General features: G+C 55.1%; 16 protein-coding genes. 4 read left to right on the forward strand and 12 right to left on the reverse strand.

The window, feature by feature from the left end:
* Positions 1-128: 128 nt before the first annotated feature.
* The 3 genes from CGL_RS14315 to CGL_RS14325 are packed head-to-tail and all read right to left on the reverse strand — an operon-like array spanning position 129 to position 3,538.
* Complete coding sequence (locus tag CGL_RS14315) at positions 129-1,058, reverse strand: cutinase family protein (protein WP_011015453.1); 930 nt, start codon at positions 1,056-1,058, stop codon at positions 129-131.
* A gap of 3 nt (positions 1,059-1,061) precedes the next feature.
* Entirely contained in the window at positions 1,062-1,562 is a 501-nt protein-coding gene (locus CGL_RS14320; protein WP_011015454.1) for a DUF732 domain-containing protein, read from the reverse strand.
* 2 nt (positions 1,563-1,564) lie between these two features.
* Positions 1,565-3,538 (reverse strand): alpha/beta hydrolase-fold protein, encoded by a 1,974-nt coding sequence (locus tag CGL_RS14325; RefSeq protein ID WP_011015455.1) that lies wholly within the window; start codon positions 3,536-3,538, stop codon positions 1,565-1,567.
* Positions 3,539-3,994: 456 nt separating this feature from the next.
* Between CGL_RS14325 and CGL_RS14330 the strand changes: the two genes are divergently transcribed.
* Positions 3,995-5,368: an HNH endonuclease signature motif containing protein gene (locus CGL_RS14330; protein WP_011015456.1), complete on the forward strand. Its 1,374-nt coding sequence runs from the start codon at positions 3,995-3,997 to the stop codon at positions 5,366-5,368.
* A gap of 86 nt (positions 5,369-5,454) precedes the next feature.
* On the opposite strand, the gene CGL_RS14335 is transcribed toward CGL_RS14330, so the two are convergent.
* From CGL_RS14335 to CGL_RS14355, 5 genes are all read right to left on the reverse strand, one after another.
* Positions 5,455-6,480, reverse strand: coding sequence for an alpha/beta hydrolase (locus CGL_RS14335; protein WP_011015457.1), 1,026 nt, complete (start codon positions 6,478-6,480; stop codon positions 5,455-5,457).
* A 149-nt stretch (positions 6,481-6,629) separates the two neighbouring features.
* The gene (gene aftB, locus CGL_RS14340) at positions 6,630-8,690 is read right to left on the reverse strand and encodes a beta-(1->2)-arabinofuranosyltransferase (RefSeq protein WP_011015458.1); all 2,061 of its coding nucleotides are present in this window, start codon (positions 8,688-8,690) and stop codon (positions 6,630-6,632) included.
* Between the two features lie 77 nt (positions 8,691-8,767).
* Positions 8,768-9,766 (reverse strand): decaprenyl-phosphate phosphoribosyltransferase, encoded by a 999-nt coding sequence (locus tag CGL_RS14345; protein ID WP_011015459.1) that lies wholly within the window; start codon positions 9,764-9,766, stop codon positions 8,768-8,770.
* Entirely contained in the window at positions 9,763-10,269 is a 507-nt protein-coding gene (locus CGL_RS14350) for a phosphatase PAP2 family protein (protein ID WP_011015460.1), read from the reverse strand. The genes CGL_RS14345 and CGL_RS14350 overlap by 4 nt, the downstream gene beginning before the upstream one ends.
* Positions 10,259-12,229 (reverse strand): glycosyltransferase, encoded by a 1,971-nt coding sequence (locus tag CGL_RS14355; RefSeq protein WP_006284777.1) that lies wholly within the window; start codon positions 12,227-12,229, stop codon positions 10,259-10,261. The genes CGL_RS14350 and CGL_RS14355 overlap by 11 nt, the downstream gene beginning before the upstream one ends.
* A 251-nt stretch (positions 12,230-12,480) precedes the next feature.
* Here CGL_RS14355 and CGL_RS14360 point away from each other — a divergent pair, with 251 nt between their 5' ends.
* Positions 12,481-13,881, forward strand: a complete 1,401-nt coding sequence (locus CGL_RS14360) for a DUF5129 domain-containing protein (RefSeq protein WP_011015462.1) — start codon at positions 12,481-12,483, stop codon at positions 13,879-13,881.
* On the opposite strand, the gene CGL_RS14365 is transcribed toward CGL_RS14360, so the two are convergent.
* Together CGL_RS14365 and CGL_RS14370 are read right to left on the reverse strand one after the other, a co-directional pair.
* Positions 13,850-14,329, reverse strand: coding sequence for a phosphatase PAP2 family protein (locus tag CGL_RS14365; RefSeq protein WP_011015463.1), 480 nt, complete (start codon positions 14,327-14,329; stop codon positions 13,850-13,852). The genes CGL_RS14360 and CGL_RS14365 overlap by 32 nt on opposite strands.
* A 9-nt stretch (positions 14,330-14,338) precedes the next feature.
* Positions 14,339-15,013, reverse strand: coding sequence for a hypothetical protein (locus tag CGL_RS14370; RefSeq protein ID WP_011015464.1), 675 nt, complete (start codon positions 15,011-15,013; stop codon positions 14,339-14,341).
* Between the two features lie 165 nt (positions 15,014-15,178).
* Here CGL_RS14370 and CGL_RS14375 point away from each other — a divergent pair, with 165 nt between their 5' ends.
* On the forward strand, positions 15,179-16,969 hold the full coding sequence (locus CGL_RS14375) for an NAD(P)-binding domain-containing protein (RefSeq protein WP_011015465.1): 1,791 nt from the start codon (positions 15,179-15,181) through the stop codon (positions 16,967-16,969).
* Between the two features lie 46 nt (positions 16,970-17,015).
* Here the strand turns inward: CGL_RS14375 and glf are convergent, their stop codons facing one another.
* Entirely contained in the window at positions 17,016-18,221 is a 1,206-nt protein-coding gene (glf, locus tag CGL_RS14380; protein WP_011015466.1) for a UDP-galactopyranose mutase, read from the reverse strand.
* A gap of 285 nt (positions 18,222-18,506) precedes the next feature.
* Here glf and CGL_RS14385 point away from each other — a divergent pair, with 285 nt between their 5' ends.
* A complete protein-coding gene (locus CGL_RS14385) occupies positions 18,507-20,585 on the forward strand; it encodes an LGFP repeat-containing protein (protein ID WP_011015467.1) in 2,079 nt (692 codons plus the stop codon).
* Between the two features lie 89 nt (positions 20,586-20,674).
* Here the strand turns inward: CGL_RS14385 and glpK are convergent, their stop codons facing one another.
* Positions 20,675-22,204, reverse strand: a complete 1,530-nt coding sequence (glpK, locus tag CGL_RS14390) for a glycerol kinase GlpK (protein ID WP_003857839.1) — start codon at positions 22,202-22,204, stop codon at positions 20,675-20,677.
* Between the last annotated feature and the right edge of the window lie 7 nt (positions 22,205-22,211).

Below are 22,211 nucleotides of genomic sequence, written 5' to 3' on the forward strand. Positions count from 1 at the left end.
CTACTTGAGCGAGTGACCGTTCCTCCAACAAAAGACGAAGGGCTCGCCGTTTAAGGCGAGCCCCTGCGCAAAACCTCAAGCTTTAGCGCACAACGTCCGGGAGGTGGACGTCGAAAAGCGAAAAAGCTTTATCCGTTGTCGATGAGGTTGGTCGCCCAATCCACAACCCACGCATTGGTGGTTGTGCCTGGGAAAACATCCGGATTGGTGGCGTAGAGCGCGTGCACACCGTTGGCGGAGACCATGGCCAACGCACGATCAAGGGCGTTGCCGACATTCACCGGAGCATCACAGATCGCATCATTTGGAGCACAAATATCCTGCACCCGGTCGTTGAGCACACCGAAACCGCCCGCGCGCCCGCCACGCATGGTTGCGCCCGGAACAATCGGCTGCACCAGCAAGTTCAAAGGCTGCAGAGTAACCTCCGCGCCGATGCCATCCACAAACGTGCCTGGGAACTGGCCCACACCAGGCTCCCGGCGACCGTCAGCGATCAGGGCGACACCCCTGACGCTGTCAGCTGGAATAACACCTTGCTCTGAACCGATCTGAGCAGCCACATCGCCCGCAATGACCGCACCCTGGGAGAAACCAACGATGATGAACTCCGTGGCAGGGCACTCATTGTGAGTGTTGATCAGTTCCTCATTCATCTTCGCGGTGCCTTCATTGCGCGAATCATCATAGGACATCTCATTTTGCGAGTTGATGTTGCGGAACTGCGCAGTGTACGGCAGCGTCCACACCTTGACGTCATCCGCAGAATAACGCTCCTGCAGTGGCTGAGTGATGCTCAACATGAATGACAGCGGATTAGCGGTCGGGTTGATCGGATCATCATTAGCAGCCGACTCCCACGTACCCGGCGCGGCAATGACTTCTACCGCAGGGCACCAATCAGGTTGAACCGGTGGTTCCGTGGTTTCGGTACCGGTTGGCTCGCCAGGCTGGCCAATGAAATCTGAGTCATCGGATGTGTTCACATACTGCACGATGCCCACGCCGATTAAGGCGAGGACGATCAATACAGCAATAACGGTGATGGTTTTCCTCATCGGTTAACAATACGTCCGATCCGCAGATTCCTTCAGCAGCGTAGAAATTTCCGCTGCTTGATCTTCCTTCACGCTGGTGCGTCCCTGCACGATGAGCTGGCCTGCAACCGCATCGACAGTGACGTTTTGGTCCTTGTTTTCCGAACTGCAGTAATTTCGCGCAGTCGCAATCAACTGGTCCTCCACGCCGGAGATGTCGATTTTTTCATCTTTCAGCGCATCCAGGAACGCTTGCGCCTCAGCGCTGCGTTCCACGGTCACCTCGGGCAGGCCGTCGATTTCCTCGGCTGCCCCGTCCCGGGCTGTGCTTCCGCCGCTTCCATTGCTTTGCGACGCCTGACTGCTGCGTTCGGTCGACCTTGCGGTGCTGCTTGACCCAGCGCTGCTTTCTGTTGGGGCTGCCGTTGTCGAGGGAGAATCATCTCCTTCAACAGTGACTCCCCCACAAGCAGCAAGGCTCAGGCACAAAAGTCCGGAAGCGAGAGTTGCGTAGATGCGCTTCACTATTAGCGAGACTCCTCAATTCGGCCATTGACCTGACGGATGGTGCCGTTCTGGAAATCAATGGTCTGTCCACCCGCGGTGATTGCGGTCTGGTCAGAGGTTGGGAAGCCGTATTCGCCCTGCTCCCAGCCCTTAGCACCCCATGCGTCGAAGATGTCGCCGTGCAGAATCACGTGCGCGCCAGTGGATGCGGACCAGTAGATGTTGCCCTTTTCGAATTCCTGGAAAGCGCCACCGTTGATCAACTTCTCATTGCCGGTTGGGAAACCAAGCTGAGCGAAGATTCCGTCTTCGGCGTACTTCTTGGAGATTTCTCCGCGAACCCAGTAAGACTGGTTATTGGAGGTACGGAATACGTAGCCACCTTCGAACTGCTGGCGCAGGCCACCGTTGTATTCAACTGCAGCGCCGGTTGGGTAGCCGAGGCTGCCCTTCTCATAGTCCTGGGTGCCCCATGCGGCGAGCATATCGCCTGGGATTTCCCAAGGACCAGTGGTGGCGGTCCAGTAGATGGAGCCGTGCTCGAAGGTGACGAAGCGGCCACGTCCGTCTGGTGTCTTCAACTCAGAAGAGGTTGGGTAGCCCAACCAGGAGGCAGGTCCACCCAGCTCAGAGTAACGAGCGTTGATGCGTCCAACCAGGCCGAAAGCGCCAGTGTTTGCAGACCAGTATGCGCGACCGTTAGCGAAGTCCTGGGCCTTACCGCCGGTAACATCGTATTCGTTGGTCAGGCAGGTGCCCATCGCGCCATCCGCAACAGCGTCAGCGATTGCGCCGACAGGTGCACACTCAACGCCACGGTCCTCAGTGGACATGCCAAGAGCGTTAGCGATGTGAGGGAACGCCTGAGTCATCTCGAACTGCCAGTATTCCCATGAGTGCACGCCGGATGGACGGAAGCTAGCAACAACTTCCACGCCAGCCTGGCTTGCACGATCGACGAAGGTCTGGGAAGTCATACGGGAGATAACTTCCAGACCGACACCTGCTGCGTTTGCAGGTCCAATAGCTACAGAGCCTTCCTTACCGAAGTCATCTGCACCGTTACCAGAGGAAACGTAGATGGTCTTGCCCTTGAGCTTGTCTACGTTGCTCTTTGGATCGTTTTCCTGCCAGCGCTCAGAACCGACTGGTCCCCACATTGCGTTGGCATCGTATCCGCCGGCGTCTGCCAGGGCTGCGGAAATAGCGATTGGCATGCCAGCGGAGGTGGTGTCCAGATAGCCGGAGAAGGAACCGACGAACTTAAACATGTCTGGGTGGTGGGTTGCGATGTTAACCGCAGCGGTACCGCCCATGGAGATACCGGTGATGGCGCGATCGGTGTTAGAACGGAAACCCTTGTCCAGGATCGGTGCGAGCTCCTGAGTCAGGAAGGTCTCCCACTGGTAGTTCTTGCCGTTGTTTGGCCCTTCCCAGTCAGAGTAGAAGGAGCTCTCGCCACCGACAGGGAGCACAACAATGGCGTTCTTATCGGCGTAGTACTGCTCAATGTTGGTCTCAATGGTCCAACCACTCTGCTCTTCAATCGCGCGCAGACCGTCAAGTGCCCAGATTTCAGGGAACTCACGGTTCGGGGAAGAGTACCAGTCACGCGGAAGCAGCAGCTGCACCTTGATTGGGCGCTCTGGCATTGCTGCAGACTGAATAGTCAAAATGACATGCTTGGAGGTTGCCCACTCAGCGCTGATCACGCGCACACCATCAGGCAGCCCGGCGATCTCTGGGTAGGTGACTTCACCAGCAGGAAGCTCTTCGACGCGAGGCTTCAGGTAGTCAGTCAGGCCATCGGTGACGCCCTGCGCGATGCTGCCAATAACGGCATCAGAGGAAAGGTTGCTGGACTGAGCCGAAGCCATAGGTGCCAGGGACATAGTCAACGCAATTGCGGTTGGGACAGCGCCTGCTGCAATCCAGAGGGAACGGCGCTTAGCCTGAGCTTTAGCCTTGATGGAACGAAATGCGGTGTCGCGCATGAAGTTTTCCTTCTCATTTTGATTTTTGGATACTGCGCACAGGCCCGCAATGAGTTAGATCCGTCCCGAAAGTTCCCCGCTTCCGGCCCGACAAACACACGTGGGCTATGCCTTGAGAGTCTTCAGTTCTTTTCAGTCTGTCGTGATCTTAGTCCAGAAGGTTACACATGTGGGTATGTAACTCTTCTGATGCAGGTCACAACTTCAGAATGACCTCAATCTTAAGTTCAACTTTAGACTTTTTTCAATGCCACGCCGGGAATCCGCAAGACTCGCAGCATTTCCCCTCCACCTTTTCGCATTTCGCTGAATTTTTCAATCCGCCCCTCCGCTTCCTGTGGATAACTTTTCACCCCAGGGCGCGGATCACTTCGGATCTGTGGATAACTTTTAAGGCCCTTGTTTTCCCCTTGAAGCTTCGGTTGTGTGGAAAACAGAAAAGGAGGGGAAAACAAAATGCAAGAAATCCACACCATCATGAAACACATGGACGCGCTCATCGCCGACCCGTCCGCCGCCGCATTCAAAGCAACACTCCCCTTCGCCGAACTCCTCGAAAAGCTCCACAACAAAAAAGCGCTTTTCGACGCCGCCCTCGCCAAATCCGCCGAGCGCGCCGATGCCGGACGCATCATCGGAAAAACCTCCCACATCGATGCCCTCGCGTACCTTCTCGACATCTCCAAATCCGAAGCATTCCGACGCACAAAACGCGCCGAAGAACACTACGGCAACCCAAGCCCGGAACCCAGTTCAGAAGAACTCGCGAAAGAAACCCCCGAAGAGAAGCTAGCCAGAGAAGAAAAAGAGAAACAAGACCTAGCCGAACAAGCAGAAGCCAACCGCATCGCCCGCGAACACGGCATCTCCGCCGAAAAACAAGACACCATCCGCTACGAACTAGAAAAACTCAACGACAACACATCCCTATCCCGAGCCTCACTCCGCAAACTAGCAATGCAGGAAGCCACCAGCCGAACCCCCGAAGACCTACGCAACTGGACCCGCAACAAAGTTATCCGCATAAACCCCACCGCCAAAGACCCACTCGCCGCAGTAAAGAAACGCTCCTTAAGCATCGGACGCCAAGACCACGACGGCGGAGCCAAAGCATCCCTCTATTTAGATGCCAAAGGTCTAGCCCTGCTCAAATCACTGATGTCTAAAGCCAAGCCGGGGCATTTGCTTGAAGACTCTTTGGCGGAGGATAAACGTACGAAACCGCAACGCCAATACGATGCCTTCGCCGACATCCTCCACCGCGCACACAGCGATCTCCTCCCCGCACGATCCGGAGTGGGCACCATCCTCGTCTCCCTCTCCGCCAAAGACGTAACAAACCTCAAAGCATCGGGCCCCGACCACCGCTACCCCACCAGCACCGGCATAAAACTCACACCGCTTGAGATCCTGCGACTCGGTGCAGCCAAATATGACTTCGTGACCGTCCTCGACTCCGAATCCGGCCGTCCGCTGCACCTGGCACGCACTCAACGCACCGCCAGCCTGTATCAACGCCTAGCCCTCTTCGCCTCCGAACTCGTCTGCACCCGCGAAGGCTGCGACTCCCCCTTCGAAGACAACGAAATACACCACATCAGATCCTGGCTAGACGGCGGCCCCACAGACATAGAAAACATCACCAACATCTGCCCCCACGACCACGGAAACAACAACGACCAACGCGACGGCAAAGACAACATGGGGCACATGAACATAGATCCCACAACCGGGCGCGTCGGATATCAACCCGCCGACCGCCGAAAACCCATGCGGTTTAACAACACCGCAGCCGCAGCAGAATCAGGAGGAGCACAGGCCAGGACCTAAGTTTTTAGCGCGCCAAAAAGCCCACTGCAATAGTACAGTGGGCTTTTGATTTTGGTGTGGCCTTTGGTGTGGCCTTTGGTGTGGCTCTACCAGGCGTTCATGACGTCTAGAACACGACCCTGAGTTCTCTCCAGCTGGGAGTTGAACTGAGCCCAGCCGTGAATGCCATACATTGGGTAATCCGCAGTTGGGTTCAGACCCTGAAGCCTTGCCTTTGCTTCCCAAATCCTGGTGGATGTCATTGCCACGAATTCAAGCACAGAACCAGTGAGGCGGTGGTCTACGCGAACTCCATCATCCTGAGGGCTCCACAGGCCGGAAGCTGCAGAGATGTAGACGTCGGTGTTAGCCAAGCCGCCCATGTTCCAGAATGGGTCGTTTTCAAAACGACGTGGGTTAATGATTGAGCCATACATTGCGTTGACGTTGAATCCACCGGTGTCCAGCATGGCCAGACGCAGCAGGGTTTGCATGCCTGGTGCAGTGGTGTTCAAGTAGCCGGACCAAGACATAGCCTGGCGGAACTGATCTGGGTGCTTTGCTGCGAGGTTCAGCGCGGCAGTTCCGCCCATGGACAGGCCACCAATGGAGTTGTTGTTTCGCGCAACGCCGAAGTTCTGCTCAAGGTATGCAGGCAATTCCTGGGTAAGGAAAGTCTCCCACATGTAGATGACAGGATCGGAGGAGGAAAGAGATGCCTGGGAGTTCCAGTCAGCATAGAAGGAACCTGCGCCACCAACTGGCATCACGAGGGTGATGTTGTTTGGTGCGTAGAGGCGCGCAGCGTTGGTATCCACGAGCCATGCGTTTGAGTACTCAGTAGCGCGCATACCATCGAGCAGGTACAGGCCAGCGTTTCCGCCACGCCCTGCAGGCTGGATCTGGACAGGAATGTTGCGGCCCATTGCAGGCGACCAAACATCACAGCGCTGAACCCAGAAGCCCACAGCATCCCAGTCACAGTAACCAGAGTTATCTGCGCGCAACCAGTCACGGTTTGCAGCTTGTGCGGTGCCTTGTCCAACAACCATGAGGGCTGCCGCGGTGGCAAGAGCCACTACAAGGGCGACGAGCTTACGGCTTGCCTCGCCAGCTCGTGTAAATACGGACATAATTCTCCTCCGGCAAAAATTGATATGTACCCATCGGCGGTATGGACCGCTGATACCTCTCGATGCCTATCTTGTTTTTCCGCCCACACGTTACCAAGTTGTGACACTCTTGGGTAGTTATCACAGCCCAATGATTTGCGAATAAGTGTTTACTGAGAGCTATATAAAGGTTCTCCGCGAGGTTCATCAAGTTTAATTTCCCCAGGCCAAGCAATAGTTTCTAACCCGTCCTGAATCTCTGCAGGGGTCGGGTTAAATTCTTTCAAAAGATCTTCAGGATTATCTGAAATTTCCAGTGTTCTTCCGGTAGTGAGTGCGTATTTAATATTGTCCACAAACCGGTGGTAGGACATTGGCTCACGGTAAGTCTGGAAAAGGTGAACCAATTCTGGGTGGCGTAGCGCCTGGCGGGCCTCATAAGTCTTTTGAGTATCCAACCAACCCGGTGTGTACGCCAGCGGAGTGGCGGATTCCGCGACCTGCCATTCCAAGTCCATCAATTTATCGTGGCCGATTCGACCACCTTCAATGCGTGGCTGGCGGGCTGCCAGTGGCGTTGCCAAACCAATCAGGTCTGTCACACGCACGTTGAGCGGTGCGTTCATGGAGGTCATGCCGAGGTTCACATGGAAAACAGTTGGCGAGAGGTTAGCCAAATCACCGGCTTCAACCCCCTCCACGCGAGGTGTGGTGATCCACGAATAAGTGGTCGGGTCACTGCTGGCCAGAATATTGAGTTGCTGGCCTGTTGGATTAACCAACGTCTGATCGCGCATAACCTCTGCGTAATCATTCATGGAATCAACAGTGAGGAAATCCTCTGCATAAAGCGGAGGATGATCTTCATCTCGGTTGGTGAAATCAATCCAAAAATCACGCTCATCAACCACATGCTGGCCGGTATTTTCCCATTGGTGCCCCTGCACAAAAACCACAGTGGACCACACCCACGTAGAGAAAACGAGAACCAGCGCAACCAAATCCTGCCAACCTCGATCAACAACATTGACCGGAATGACAGAAACAGGCAGCAGAATGGCAAAAAGTGGAAGGAGCAGCATGCGTCCATGCATGAAGTCGCCACCAACACGGATAACGTAAAGGAAGTGGACGAGCGCACAGATAACCAGCAACGCTATAGCCATACCCGGAGTGCGCAGCCCCAGCCGCCCCTTCGGTATCGCTAAGTGCTTGTCAGTTTTCCACACTGTCAACGCGCCTGCGGCCAACAGCAAGGCCAAACCGAGCCACAGGTTGTAAGGCCCCGTGAAATCCTCAACATATTCCCAACCAGTCCCCCACACCGCATCTGAGGCTGATTTCGCTACAGCCGTGTGCGGCACCATCAGCCCGTAATAACCCATGCGGAAGATTTGGTACGCAGCTGGAAGAGGCAAAGCCGCCACCAGGATCCCCAAAACTACCCGCCATCGTGGCGCAGTAAGCAGCAGCAACACTCCAGTCAAACCGCCATACATCGCCAGTTCTGGGCGAACCAGCCAGCTCAAGCCTGACCAAAAGGCCAAAGCATAGGTTATTGCACCGGCATTAACGATAGGATTTGAAGTTTTTGCGCCCGAAGCCTTCTTGCCCGAGGTCTTGCCCGAAGTCGCCCACAACACCAGCAGCAGCCATTGGATGGAAATCCACATCAAAGATAGGCCCCACTCCAATCCGGAAGTGGCAAAGTCTCGCGCCGGGGAAAGGCTGAAGTAGCCGATCACGCCTGCAGGAAGCAATACGGCAATGCGTTTGCGGTGGAGATGCGCGGTACCCAGGACACCGATGATGGACGCTGCGGTGGTGAACAGCAGCGCAAGCCACAGAGCAATATCTTCGAGGCGATAGTCAGTTACTAAGGCAACCAGATAGATGCAGTATTGCCACAGAGTAGATGTGTTGGCTTCGACGCGTTCGCCAGCGTTGAATACTGGCCCGTTTCCAGCCAGGAGGTTTCGGACGGTGCGTAGGACGATCAGTCCGTCGTCGCTGATCCATTTGCGGGTCCAGCCTGCCCAGAAAGCAAAGATGCCAGCAGTAAGGGCCGCTAGAAACGTTGTAATGAGGGTGTAGTTCGGACCAGAAGAACCGTTAGATGCGGCGCGAGGAGCACTGCTTGAGGTTTCTTCAAAGAAGTCACCTGCGTGTTCAGTTTCTGGATCTGGCTGCTTACCGGTCTCAAACTCCGGACGCTGGGGGCTAAACGTCATGAGGCCACATGCTAGCACCGCATGTGGCCTCAAACGTTAATGGACATGCTGGTCAGAGCATGTTCATTGGTAAATATTCAAAACATCGGCATGATGTACACAGCCATCACGATGCAGAAAACCCATGCTAGGGCTAGTACCTGCAGAACTTTGTCGCTGAGTGCCACTTCGTCAGGGGCACCGCCGTCGCCGGTGTCTACGCCGGCTGCGTAGCGCAGGATGGCGATGGTGAATGGAACCATGGAGATTTGGTACCACGGACCTGCGTCGGTGGAGTGTTGGGAAAGGTCGAAGCCCCACAGTGCGTAGGACATGACCACTGCTGTTGCTGCCATGGTCCAAACGAAGCGCAGGTAGGTGGGGGTGTAGCTTTCCAGGGACTTGCGGATCTTAGCGCCGGTGCGCTCGTGCAGAAGGATTTCTGCGTAGCGCTTTCCAGATGCCATGAACAGGGAACCAAACGCAGCGACTAGCAGGAACCACTGGGATAGCTCGATGCCTGCTGCGACACCACCTGCCATTGCGCGGAGCATGAATCCGGAGGAGACAAGCGCAATATCGATCACTGGCATGTGCTTCCAACCGAAGCAGTATCCCAGCTGCAGCGCAATGTACACGCCAATCACGCAGGCAAGTGCCACGCCGTCGGTGGCGAGGAAAGACAGTCCGATGGATAGTGCAATGAGCGCCACGGCCATGCCGTATGCCATTCCTACTGGCAGGACTCCTGCAGCGATGGGGCGGAAACGCTTGGTTGGGTGCTCGCGGTCAGCTTCCACGTCACGGGCATCATTAACCAAGTAAATGGCTGATGCACCGAAGCAGAACACTACGAATGCGATAGCAACGTCGATGATCGTGCGCTGGTTGAAGATCGCATCTGCACCAGCAGCAAGTGGTGCTGCTAGCACAAGAACGTTCTTGACCCACTGCTTGGGGCGCAGCGCCTTGATCATGCCGTCAGCAAGGTTTTTCGGCGGTTGGCGCTTCTTGTTGTCTTCGATTGCCGTGGTGTGCGGTTCGGAGGTTAAGAAATTTTGGGTATCGCGGTGATGTTCAGCGGCGTGTTCGCTCACTTCGTAGCCCTTTCGATCTTATGGACGGCCTCTGCGGTCGCTGCTCCCAACAACGCGCCGGCTAGCACATCGGTTGGGTAATGCACGCCAAGCACCATGCGTGATAGCACCATGATGGGGATTCCTAGCAGTGGCACTGGTGACTTGGTGATGCGCGCAAGATAAACCATAGTTGCGGTTGTCGAGGTCGCATGTGAAGAAGGAAAGCTTAGCTTTGAGGGGGTGCCCACACCAATCCTGATGGCTGGGTCATGTGGCCGAGCGCGGCGGACAACTCGTTTGATGATCACTGATGCTGCGTGGCTTCCCAGTGCAGCGATGAAGAGTCCAGCCCAGGAGCGGCGACGTTTTTTGTCCACAACAGCACCGCCAGCGCCGAGTGCCAGCCAGCCTGCAGCATGTTCGCCGAGCAGGCTGAGTCCTCGTGCGGTGGGCAGTACTCCTGGGGCATCCATGAGTTGATCCTGGATTGCTACCAGAATCTGTACTTCCTTATTGCTCATCGAAGACCTTTCCCCAGGCTTCACGGCTCACAAGCTCAGGATGAGCGTTGCGGTAGGCGCGACTGAGTTCGTCGAAACGCTCTGCTACTTGCTTTTGCAGTGCGCGTGCTTCTTTGCCAAGTTCTTTAGCTTTGTCGCGGTCGCGCTTGCGGTAGACCACGCCGCGGCCATCCGCGGTGGTAACTGTTGCGCCATCGACTCGGGACAGGCTGAACCAACGTGCTTCGATTGGTGCGAAGTTGGCCTGTGGCACCTCGTGGTGGGAGGCATCTTCCTTAGACAGGGAGTGCTTCAGGCCCTTAGCCAGCCACATTGCCTTCTTGATTGGGGCCAGGCGTCCACCGATGTCCTTGGTTGGGACACCCGGCGCGCCGGTTGCTCGTGGCAGTTCGGTGGCGCTTGGCAGCACAACGGCGTCTGGATAGGTTTTGCGAATCGCTGCAATTCGAGGTAGTGAGGTGTCCAGGATCGAGAAGAGCTGATCTGGTCCTGCAAGGAAGTCCTTCATTGCTTCGTTTTGGATTGCCACGGTGGAGTATTCCAGGCACAGCAGGTGCTTGAAGGTGGCTTTTTGCATCGATCGGACAATGCCGTCGACGCTGCCTTGGTGGTACATCGCGGCAACCACGAGGCGGTTGCGGAGGTGGAAGTAGGCCTGCCAGTCGATGGCGTCGTCTTTGTCGGACCAGGCCATGTGCCAGATTGCGATTCCTGGCCAGGTTGCTGTGGGGAATCCAGCTTTGCGTGCGCGTAGACCGTATTCGGCGTCGTCCCACTTGATAAAGAGTGGGAGTGGTTGGCCGATCTGTTCGGCGACAACGCGTGGGATCATGCACATCCACCAGCCGTTGAAGTCAACGTCGATGCGGCGGTGCAGGTCGCGGGAGTTTGGTGCGTCTGGCTTGTCGTCGAATTTACCGCGATCATGTAGTGGGTGTGCAGAGAAGTCGTGGTCGTAGTGCACGTGTGGTGCGGCGGTCCACATGAAGTCGTGTCCGCCAACTACTTCGCCCATGGTGTGAAGGTGGCTGCGCTCTTGCAGGTTGAGCATTTGTCCGCCAACGAGGATGGGGGATTTTGCGTAGCGGGCTACCTGAAGCGCACGCAGCACTGAGTCTGGCTCAATAGCAATGTCGTCATCCATGTACAGGATGTATGGGCTCTTGGCAGCGCCTGCTTCGCCCTTGCCGTCGACTCCGCCAAGGGCTTCGAACATGATGCGGGAGTAACCGCCGGATCCGCCGAGGTTGCCCTGGCGGAATTCGAAGAAGCGGTCGCCGAAGTGCTCAACAGCTGCCTTGTAACCTGGCTCGTCGGCAGGGTGCTTGTTGCCTTGATCAGGCATGATGACGGTATCAATGACGGCGTCAACTGCTGGGTCGGAGGCAAGTGCTTCCAGTGCTGCAACTGCATCAGCTGGGCGGTTGAAGGTCGGGATTCCGACGGTTGCACGGGCTTCAAATGGGCCGACTTCAGATCCATCTGGCATGATCTGGGCTTTTGGCGCGTGTGGAGCGTACCAGCCTGCTTCTTCGACGGTTGCGTCGGTTTCAGCGGTGAGGTCGAACCAGATCCAGCCGCCGTCTTCGAATGGGGCTAATGAAACTTCAAATTCGATGAAGTCATCTTTGACTACGGAACCGGTAATTCCGATGCGTGCTCCATCGATCTTGGATCGGTAGAGGTCGACGCGCGCTTCGCCGGAAACTTTCAGTTTCAGTACGACAGAATCTAGCTGTGACCAGCGACGCCAGTAGCTTGCAGGAAATGCATTGAAGTAGGTCTGAAAAGACACCTCGGCGCCAGCGGGGACGGAAACGCTAAAACGATCTTCCCATTCCAGGCGTTCCTTATTACTTTCTGCTTCCAACAGGTACAACGACCTGACATCTGCTGGCTCGCCGCGCCTCGGCAGGAGCACTCGCTGTAGCTGCTCAACCGCCAGGTTTGTTGCGCTCATTGACGTATCTTCACCCTTCATTGAACTCACAATTTATCTTGCCTAAGCGTAGTATCCGGACCCCGCATTCACAGAACTTACGCGCCGTATCCGCCATGGAAGATCCTGGCAATTGTATGAGATTGTCTGTTTAACCGGGCTGTCTTTAAAAGATTTTGCTTTTCGACGCACCGTTCGGCCGTTATCTAGATCTGGTCACAATGTCGGTTTTTCATGGATTCATGTCCTTTATCGGACGTACTGTGGGGAGTATGCAACCTTTTCCACTGTCCTTAACCAACAGCTCCGTCGCTGGTATTGCAGCGGGAGCGTTGCTGTTTCTCTCCGTCCCTTTCGCATCGCCTGTTCACGCGCAAACCATACTGCAAGACACCCTTGAAGTGACTGTGTTGGATAATGCCGACGAGCTCGCTCCAGAGGATGAGGATTTCCTCAGCACGGAAACACCCAAGATTGATTTCCCTGACTCAGTTACCGCAGTCCGGTACATCACGCTCACGGACAACACTGACAAAATCAATGATGACGTTGAAAATTACCTGCGCGCCGAACACCCCGAGTGGATCCAAACAAACTCTTTCGCCCCTGGTGAAGTGATCATCGCAGTCGGTTTCGACCCCAACACCATGGGTGCCTACGCGGGTAACGATGTGGCCGCAGAGACTGGGATCGCAGAACAAGACCGCATCGACGGCACCACCGATGCGATGCGCCCATTACTCCAAGACGGTCGCATTGCCCTAGGCATGTTGGAGGGTGCAAAATCGGTTGCTGATACCTCTGTCGTTCGGGAAAGCTCAGCTCCAAGTGGTGGAGTAATCGCCGCTATTTTGGGTGGCATCGCTGCTCTCGTGGCAATTATTGTCGCGTGGGCTACGAGTTACGCGAATAAGAAGAAGGCAGAAAAGGCTCGTGAGCAGTTTGATTATGCATCACGCCATTATGGTGAGGTCGCCCAGCAACTCGACGGTATCAACGTGCGAGCGCACTCGCTAACTTCCCCACTGGCTGATGATGAGCTCCGCAGGCAATGGGACGATGTAAATTCTCGTTTTCTTGAAGTCAATGATATTTTTGGCAGGCTCGAAGGTTTGACCTCGACCTCAGAAAACAAGGCATTTCGAAAAGCCTTGCCAGATATTGAAAAAGCTCATACTGCCGTGACTCAAATGGAGATCGCACAGAAAAACATTGACACGCTCTACGATATGGAGCACGGCCATGAAGACACCCGTCGCAGGGAATTAACTAGGCTGCGTGCCGATATGCAGGAAGCCCGTCAAGATATCAACGATAAAGATGCAGTTGTTGACGATATTCTCCGCACGCTGATCCAGCGCACGGAAACTATCGCACCGTCCGCACCTGATTTCATGGACCAATACGCCCGCTTGATCCGTGATTATGCCGTGGCGCTTCAAGGTGTGGAAAAGAACCTCGAGCAGGTTAAACAGACCACCGAGCGCAATGCTCCAGCCATCTACGACGACAATTGGCGCGTGGGCACTGGCTACAACTCGTGGGTCCCGTACTACATGATCAGTTCTTGGCACGCAGCTGATGTCAGTGCTGCATCGTCAGCTTCTTCCAGTTCAGCAAATACCACTTTCAGCAGTGGTTTCAGCGGCGCTGGAGGAGGTTCCAGCTGGTAAACACCACCACTGAAGTCAACGCACCGATGGCCCAGCCGGCAAGCACATCGCTGGGCCAATGCACACCGACATACAACCGAGACAGCCCCACAAGCAGCGCGATTACCCACAGCGTGAGTTTCCACCACCGGTTCACGGAGTACCCCACTGCCACGGCACATGCTGCAGCGCCCACAGCATGACCAGAAGGGAATGAAAAGTTAGTTTCTACAACCAAGTGCTCTGCTGTATTTGGTCGAGGCCGTTCAAACGCCCTCTTGAGAAAATGACTGATCAGATTAGCCAGCCCCACCGCGATCGGGGCAGTGGCGCTCTTGCGCAACAAGCCCCACACAAGCGCATACACAAACATCAGTGTTGGCCCGGTGAGCTGGGTGAACAAAATAATCACCGGACTCAGCCAAGTCACTCTCAAGCCGATAAATGCGTCGAGGATTAGCTGATCCATAATTCTCCTTTACGCAAGTAGGAGTGCATAACAAATGCCGGTTGCAACTGCTCCTGTAACAACGCCCGCCACAATCTCCGACATCGTATGATGCTTGATCCGCATACGTGCCCACGCGGTGACTGGGGTAAACAGCAACCCGAGTAACCACCACGAAGAAACCGTCAGACCGAGGAACATCACTAAACACACCCACAGCCCAACATGAACTGAGGCTTTAATTTTCAACGTCACTTGTGCAAACAGAACTAAGAAAATCAGTGCTGAGAACATGCCATCCCAAATCAGCTGAGGTGCTTCAAGGGCTCTGAGGATAAAAATCAAAATGATGACACAAACAATGATGCCCACAAACACAAGGCCGCGCTGATTTCGGGTCGTCACATGGTGGTTTCCTACCCTGCCGAGCTTCATCAAGCCCAAAATTAAGATCATCGGAACGATTCCGGTTCCGATTGCCGCCACAATTCCTAGCGTCCAGGCGCCTGTTACGCCGCCCAGGATGAGGAAAAATCCGATGTTGAGTACCCACGGTGCACAGATTTCACTAACGATTCTGGCCGCAAGCTCACTGAGACTTCTTTTGTTTTGGTCAGTTGTCACGATCTCCAACCATATAGTGTCCGATTTCCCCTCTCCCGTTGACTGTGGTTCAACCACAGGATCCATCCAGTTTTCCGTCATAGGGGGTACTTTCCCAAAGTTATGTTTTGCCAATTCATTCGATAGATCCTCGCAAAAAGTGCACAATACCCACTTTGCAAGAATTACAAACGGGGGCACCCTCAATGACTTGAAACACTTTATAGAGTAGAAAGTGAGTCACGACACTTTTTAAAGGAGGATGCTTTGCCCGAACAAGACTTAACCACCTTGGCCAATGATTGGCTCCAAGCTTTTGAAAAGGCCACTGCTAGTTCCAGCCCTGATGAAGCTGCCACTGCAGTCGTGCAACTTTTTGAGGATGAAGGATACTGGCGAGACCTTCTTGCATTCACGTGGAACCTCACCACCGCTGAAGGTGCAGATGAAATCGCCGAGATGATTCGCAATACGTGGCCATCAAGCATCTTCCGAAACGTTGAGCTAAAGGGCGAACCAGCTGATGAAGGAGATGGTGTCACTCGCGTACATTTCTCCTGCGAATCCGCAGACTTCAAGTGCACGGGCATTGTCCGCCTTCGTAATGGCAAGGCGTGGACGCTACTCACCTCAGCTCGTGAGCTCCTGGAGCACCCAGAGCCCAAGGGGCGCAACCGTGAGATGGGCGTCGTCCATGGACAAAATGAGGACACCCGAAATTGGACTGACCGCAAGAATGATCGACAAGCAGCGTTGGGTGTCACCGAGCAGCCATACACCCTCATCATCGGTGGTGGACAGGGTGGCATTGCCTTGGGCGCACGACTCAAGCGACTTGGTGTACCCGCTCTAATCATTGATAAAGCATCTCGCCCGGGCGACCAGTGGCGTAGCCGTTACCATTCTCTCTGCCTGCACGATCCAGTTTGGTACGACCACCTGCCTTACATTCCATTCCCAGATCATTGGCCAGTATTTACTCCAAAGGACAAGATGGGTGACTGGCTCGAGCACTATGTCGGCATCATGGATTTGGACTATTGGACCAACACCGAGTGCCTGCGCGCCTCATACAATGAGGACACCAAGCAGTGGGATGTGACGGTCAATCGTGATGGCGCGGAGTCCACGCTCCACCCCACCCAACTAGTCATGGCTACTGGAATGTCGGGCAGCCCGAACAAACCAACTTTGCCTGGCCAGGATAAGTTCCAGGGTGAAATTCGGCACTCTTCAGAGCACCCCGGCGGCGATGTCGATCGCGATAAGAACGTTGTAGTTCTGGGCGCTAACAACTCAGCCCACGACATCTGCGCGGATCTTTATTCCAATGGTGCAAAGCCCGTGATGATTCAGCGCTCGTCTACACACATCGTGCGTTCTGATTCGCTGATGCGCGAAGTCTTCGGGCCTCTCTATTCTGAGGATGCCGTTGAAGCCGGAATTGATACCGATACTGCCGATCTCCTGTTTGCGTCGTGGCCATATAAGGTGCTGCCAGGTGTGCAGAAGCAGGCTTTCGACAAGATCCGTGAGGACGACAAGGAGTTCTACGACAAGCTTGAAAATGCTGGATTCTTGCTTGATTTCGGCGATGACGATTCGGGGCTTTTCTTAAAGTACCTTCGCCGTGGCTCTGGCTACTACATCGATGTCGGCGCCTCTGAACTGGTGGCTGATGGAAAGATTCCGGTGCGCTCCAATGTCAGCATTGAAGACGTCAAGGAAAACTCTGTGGTGCTCACAGATGGTACTGAGCTCCCAGCTGACGTGATTGTTCTAGCGACCGGCTATGGAAACATGAACAACTGGGTTGCTCAGCTGGTTGATCAGGAAACCGCTGACAAGGTCGGCCCATGCTGGGGTCTGGGCTCTGAAACCACCAAGGATCCAGGCCCATGGGAAGGCGAGTTGCGCAATATGTGGAAGCCCACAAACGTGGATTCGCTGTGGTTCCATGGTGGCAACCTTCACCAGTCACGCCATTACTCACGGTATTTGTCCATGCAGTTGAAGGCGCGCTACGAAGGTATGAACACTCCGGTGTACAGCAAGTAGATACAAAGAAAAGGGCATCTCCGCTATGTGGGAGATGCCCTTCCTTTTAGTGTCCGCGTTCCTGCTCTAGCGGTGTGCCTTCTTCAAAGAACGGCACCAGCTTGTTGTCAAACATGCTCAGCGCAGAACCGATAGCCATGTGCATGTCGAGGTACTGGTACGTGCCCAGTCGACCGCCGAACAGCACCTTATTATTAGCAGCCTCTTCAGCAGCCAGAAGGCGGTACTGCTTCAGCATGTCTCGGTCGTCTGGAGTGTTGATTGGGTAATAAGGCTCATCCTCGTTATCTGCGAAACGGGAGAACTCGCGCATGATGACGGTCTTATCCTTGGGGTAACTGTCATCACGCTCTGGGTGGAAGTGACGGAACTCGTGGATGCGGGTGAAAGGTACGTCCGCATCGTTGTAGTTCATCACTGGGGTTCCTTGGAAGTCACCGGTTTCTACTACTTCGGTTTCAAAGTCGAGGGTGCGCCATCCCAGCTTGCCCTCTGCGTAGTTGAAGTAGAGGTCGAGTGGGCCGGTGTAGACCACAGGTGCGTCGGGGTTGCTTGCGCGGAGGTCATCGCGAACGTCGAACCAGTCGGTGTCGAGGCGGACGTCGATAAGCTCATGCTCTGCCATCTTTTCCAACCATGCCGCGTAGCCGTCTGTGGGAAGGCCTTCGTAGGTGTCGTTGAAATAGCGGTTGTTGAAGTTGTAGCGAACTGGCAGGCGGGTGATGTTGCCGGCTGGGAGGTTCTTTGGATCAGTCTGCCACTGCTTTGCGGTGTAGTCGCGGATGAATGCCTCGTAAAGTGGGCGACCAATGAGGGAAATGGCCTTTTCTTCGAGGTTGGTGGCGTCGGAGGAATCGATTTCTGCAGACTGTTCCTTGATGAGCTCACGGGCTTCATCTGGGCTGTAGTACTTGCCGAAGAACTGGTTAATCAGGCCCAGTCCCATGGGGAATTGGTAGGCGGTGCCGTTGTGCATTGCGAAGACGCGGTGCTGGTAGCCGGTGAAACTGGTGAACTGGTTGACGTATTCCCACACGCGTGTGTTGGAGGTGTGGAAGAGGTGCGCGCCGTATTTGTGGATTTCAATGCCGGTCTCTGGTTCTGCTTCAGAGTAAGCATTGCCACCGAGGTGCGAGCGGCGTTCAACGATGAGGACTTTCTTACCCAGCTGGCTAGCTGCACGCTCAGCCACGGTGAGCCCGAAGAGGCCGGAGCCTACAACGATTAAGTCGTAATTTTTCGATTCCGTCATGCATTCGACACTAACTTACATTCGGCGTTGCCGAAATTTCAGACACCCGATCGGGCCAAGTTTCTCCAGTTAGCAGGGCATATCCACACCCAGATACCTTTGTCGTTCTCACAGGCTCTTAACAACTTGCGACACACCCTACGAAACTTTAGTCACATAGGTACCATTATCCCCAGAAGTGCACTAGGCTTCTCAGTTGTTTCATATAGTCTCAGCCGCACCAATATCATCAGGGAGAACATCGTGCAGCAACGACGCCGCATCAGCGAGACTCGGAAAAAACCGATGCTCGCTATTATTTTGACCGCCGTATTGGGCGCATCTGGCCTTGCAGCCGCTGGCACTCAGTACCTCAATACTCAGGGCGAAGGCATCGGTCCGGTCGCCGTCCAAAACGACAGTGAATCGTTTAATTCCGGCACCAACGTGGTTGTTGAAGACGCAGCAGTCACCGCCCAGGGTGAAGGCGGAGGCGCTCGCACCGTCAAGGAATTCCAGCGTGACCAGCAATTCTCTAGTTTTGCTCTTACCTGGACCGGTAAAAAAGACATCACTGCTTTTGTTCGCGCAGAACAGGAAGACGGCACCTGGTCACAGTGGTACGACTTGGAGCCAATGGTCAATGAAGATCAAGGCACCAACGGAACTGAGCTGATCTGGCACGGCCCTACCAACAAGATCCAGGTTTCCACCCTCAACGTGGATCTCTTTGGAGCAGATGCTGCAGCCGCTGATGAAAACGGTCAAGACATTCCAGCAGTAGATGCAGCCGAGGCAGCGCCAGCAGCAGAACCTGCACCAGCTGAAGCACCAGTCGAGGAAGCTCCTGCACCTGTCGCAGAACCAGCACCAGCTGCTGAACCTATCGCTGAGCCAGTCGCTGATTACTCAGCAAATGACGGCCTCGCTCCCCTGCCATCCAACTATGGCGACATCCAGCCTGTTGCCGATGTTGATGACGGCCTAAACGCAGTATTTATCGATGGCAACGCTGATGCAGGCGTGGGTATCGCTAACGTTGCTGACACCGATGGCATGCCAAAGGTGATTTCTCGTGCTGGTTGGGGTGCGGACGAAAGTCTGCGCTGCTCAAACCCAACTATTGATGATGGCGTTTCTGCGATCACCATTCACCACACTGCGGGTTCCAACAACTACACCGAGGCGCAGGCTGCAGCCCAGGTTCGTAGTGCTTACAGCTACCACGCCAAGAACCTCGGCTGGTGCGATATCGGATACCAGTCATTGGTTGATAAGTACGGCAACATCTACGAAGGCCGTGCCGGCGGCATGACCAATGCTGTTCAGGGTGCTCACGCTGGCGGCTTCAACCAGAATACTTGGGCAATCTCCATGATTGGCGACTATTCCTACAACGCTCCCCCTCAGGAAACCATCAATGCTGTCGGTGAGCTTGCTGGTTGGCGCGCAAAGGTTGCCGGTTTCGATCCAACTGGTACTGATACTCACTACTCCGAGGGTACTTCTTACGCGAAGTACTCCTATGGCACCCGAGTGTCACTTCCTAATATCTTCGCTCACCGCGATGTCGGCCTGACCGCATGTCCTGGCGATGCTGGCTATGCGCAAATGGAGAATATCCGCCAGATCGCTAAGGCGAAGTACACCAGCTTGCAGAATGGCAACACAGGTGGCACGACTACCACCCCGGCGACAACGCCGAAGGAGACGTCGACAAGCAATGCTCCTTCGACGACCACTGCCCAGCCTGTAACTCCCGCTGAACCTCAGCAGTACAGCGAATCCGATGCCCTGGCAGCTCTGCTGACAGGTGGCTCTTCCGGCGGCACCGACCTGCTCAATGGCGCAAACTCTGAGCAGCTCCTGACTGGCCTGGGTTCCATTGCGGCTGTGCTGATTGCTGCGTCTTTGGCTGATGGTGGCCTGAATGGTCTGATCAGCAATGTTGGTAGCAACAACGGCGTCCCAGTGCTTGGCGATATCAAGATCACTGACGTCATCCCAATCGTTGATACCGCGATCAACCTAACCGGAGACAATAAGTACTCTCGCGGTTGGAACGACCTGAACAACACGCTTGGACCAGTGCTTGGCGCTGCCACTGGTGGCGAAACCACCGTGAAGTACACCAGCGACCAGAACTCTGAGGTTACTTTCGTGCCGTTTGAAAATGGCATCATGGTGTCTTCCCCTGAGGCTGGAACTCACGGCCTGTGGGGCGCAATCGGTGACGCGTGGGCTCAGCAGGGCGCTGACCTTGGCCCTCTGGGACTTCCAACCAGTAATGAATACACCGTTGGCGAACAGCTTCGTGTTGATTTCCAGAATGGTTACATCACTTACGATTCTGCGACTGGCCAGGCAAGCATTCAGCTGAACTAGTCTCAATTAGAGCCGAAAACCCCGCTACCTTCCCTGAGGAGGCGGGGTTTTCTCCAATCAAAAGCCAATTAAAGGCCGACCCAAATCAGCTAGGCCTGGTCATAAGAATGCTCCACTGCCCTATTCCATTCGGCATAGCGACGTTCGCGCTCTTCTTCGCTCATGTCAGGGTTCCAGACTTTCTTCACTGCAATAAGTTTTTCGATCTCGTCAGTTGTTTTGAAGAATCCAGAGCCGAGACCTGCAGCGAATGCGACGCCGACGGCGGTGGTTTCTACGTCCTCGAGACGTTGGACGTCGATGCCGAGGAAGTCGGCTTGCATTTGCATGAGGAGGTCATTTTCCACCATCGCACCGTCGACGCGGAGGGATTCGAGGGCTTTGCCTGCGTCTTTGGCCATGGCGTCCACAACTTCGCGGGTTTGGAAGGCGTTGGCTTCAAGGACTGCGCGGGCGATGTGTTTGCGGTTGGCAAAACGGGTGAGGCCTGTAATGACGCCACGAGCATCGGGGCGCCAACGTGGTGCGAACAGTCCGGTGAATGCTGGGACAACATGAACGCCACCGTTGTCTTCGACTTCTCGGGCGAGGTTTTCAATCGCTGGTGCGTTGGGGATTAGCTGTAGGTTGTCGCGCAGCCACTGCACCAAGGAACCGCCCATGGATACGGAACCTTCCAGCGCGTAGACCGGAGCGGATCCTTCCCGTTGATAGGCGATGGTGGACAGCAGGCCGTGCTCGGAAATCTTCAACGAGGTGCCGGTGTTCATCAGCAGGAAGAGGCCGGTGCCGTAGGTATTTTTAGCAGCACCTTCGTGGAATCCGCCCTGACCAAAAAGGGCCGCTTGCTGGTCGCCGAGCACGCCAGTAATCGGGACGTCGGCTAGGGTTCCGCGGTGGCGCACGGAGCGGAATTCTCCGACGGAGGGACGAATCTCAGGGAGCATGGACATCGGAATGTCTAGGGCTTCGCATAGTTCTGGATCCCACTGTTGCGTGCGGAGATCCATCAATAGTGTGCGGGATGCGTTGGTGACATCGGTGACGTGGATGGCATCATCACCGTCGTCGCCGCGGACACCGCCGGTCAGGTTCCACAGCACCCAGGTATCCATGGTGCCAAACAAAAGGTCGCCCTTTTCGGCGCGTTCGCGAGCTCCCTCAACGTTGTCGAGAATCCACTTGATTTTGGGCCCCGATGGGTAGGAGTTGATCAGCAGGCCGGTGCGGTCAAGCCACTTTTCCTGGCCTTCTTCGCCCGCGATCTCTAGGCAAATGTCAGAGGTGCGGGTGTCTTGCCACACGATTGCGTTGTAGACAGGTTCGCCGGTGTGCTTGTCCCACACCACGGTGGTTTCGCGCTGGTTGGTGACTCCCAGCGATGCAACCTCGTGTGGGGTGATGTCAATGGAGACCATCGCCTGGCTGACGACAGATCGGATGTTGTCCCAAATTTCTTCAGGATCGTGCTCTACCCAGCCCTGTTGTGGGAAGATTTGGCGGTGCTCCTTGGAAGCAGAAGACACCACTTTTCCTTGGGCATCAATGAAGATGCACCGAGTGGAAGTGGTGCCTTGGTCAATCGCTGCAACATACGCATTGGCCTTTGAGATTCTCATGGCCTTA

Source organism: Corynebacterium glutamicum ATCC 13032 (genome assembly GCF_000011325.1).
Classification (GTDB): Bacteria; Actinomycetota; Actinomycetes; order Mycobacteriales; family Mycobacteriaceae; genus Corynebacterium; species Corynebacterium glutamicum.

What these genes read in the sequence shown, in the direction of transcription:
- glpK (WP_003857839.1), bottom strand. Translation starts at nt 22,204, where the DNA reads ATGAGAATCTCAAAGGCCAATGCGTATGTTGCAGCGATTGACCAAGGC.
- CGL_RS14315 (WP_011015453.1), bottom strand. Translation starts at nt 1,058, where the DNA reads ATGAGGAAAACCATCACCGTTATTGCTGTATTGATCGTCCTCGCCTTA.
- CGL_RS14330 (WP_011015456.1), top strand. Translation starts at nt 3,995, where the DNA reads ATGCAAGAAATCCACACCATCATGAAACACATGGACGCGCTCATCGCC.
- CGL_RS14360 (WP_011015462.1), top strand. Translation starts at nt 12,481, where the DNA reads ATGCAACCTTTTCCACTGTCCTTAACCAACAGCTCCGTCGCTGGTATT.
- glf (WP_011015466.1), bottom strand. Translation starts at nt 18,221, where the DNA reads ATGACGGAATCGAAAAATTACGACTTAATCGTTGTAGGCTCCGGCCTC.
- CGL_RS14365 (WP_011015463.1), bottom strand. Translation starts at nt 14,329, where the DNA reads ATGGATCAGCTAATCCTCGACGCATTTATCGGCTTGAGAGTGACTTGG.
- CGL_RS14335 (WP_011015457.1), bottom strand. Translation starts at nt 6,480, where the DNA reads ATGTCCGTATTTACACGAGCTGGCGAGGCAAGCCGTAAGCTCGTCGCC.
- CGL_RS14350 (WP_011015460.1), bottom strand. Translation starts at nt 10,269, where the DNA reads ATGAGCAATAAGGAAGTACAGATTCTGGTAGCAATCCAGGATCAACTC.
- CGL_RS14325 (WP_011015455.1), bottom strand. Translation starts at nt 3,538, where the DNA reads ATGCGCGACACCGCATTTCGTTCCATCAAGGCTAAAGCTCAGGCTAAG.
- CGL_RS14370 (WP_011015464.1), bottom strand. Translation starts at nt 15,013, where the DNA reads ATGACGGAAAACTGGATGGATCCTGTGGTTGAACCACAGTCAACGGGA.
- aftB (WP_011015458.1), bottom strand. Translation starts at nt 8,690, where the DNA reads ATGACGTTTAGCCCCCAGCGTCCGGAGTTTGAGACCGGTAAGCAGCCA.
- CGL_RS14355 (WP_006284777.1), bottom strand. Translation starts at nt 12,229, where the DNA reads ATGAGCGCAACAAACCTGGCGGTTGAGCAGCTACAGCGAGTGCTCCTG.
- CGL_RS14385 (WP_011015467.1), top strand. Translation starts at nt 18,507, where the DNA reads ATGCTCGCTATTATTTTGACCGCCGTATTGGGCGCATCTGGCCTTGCA.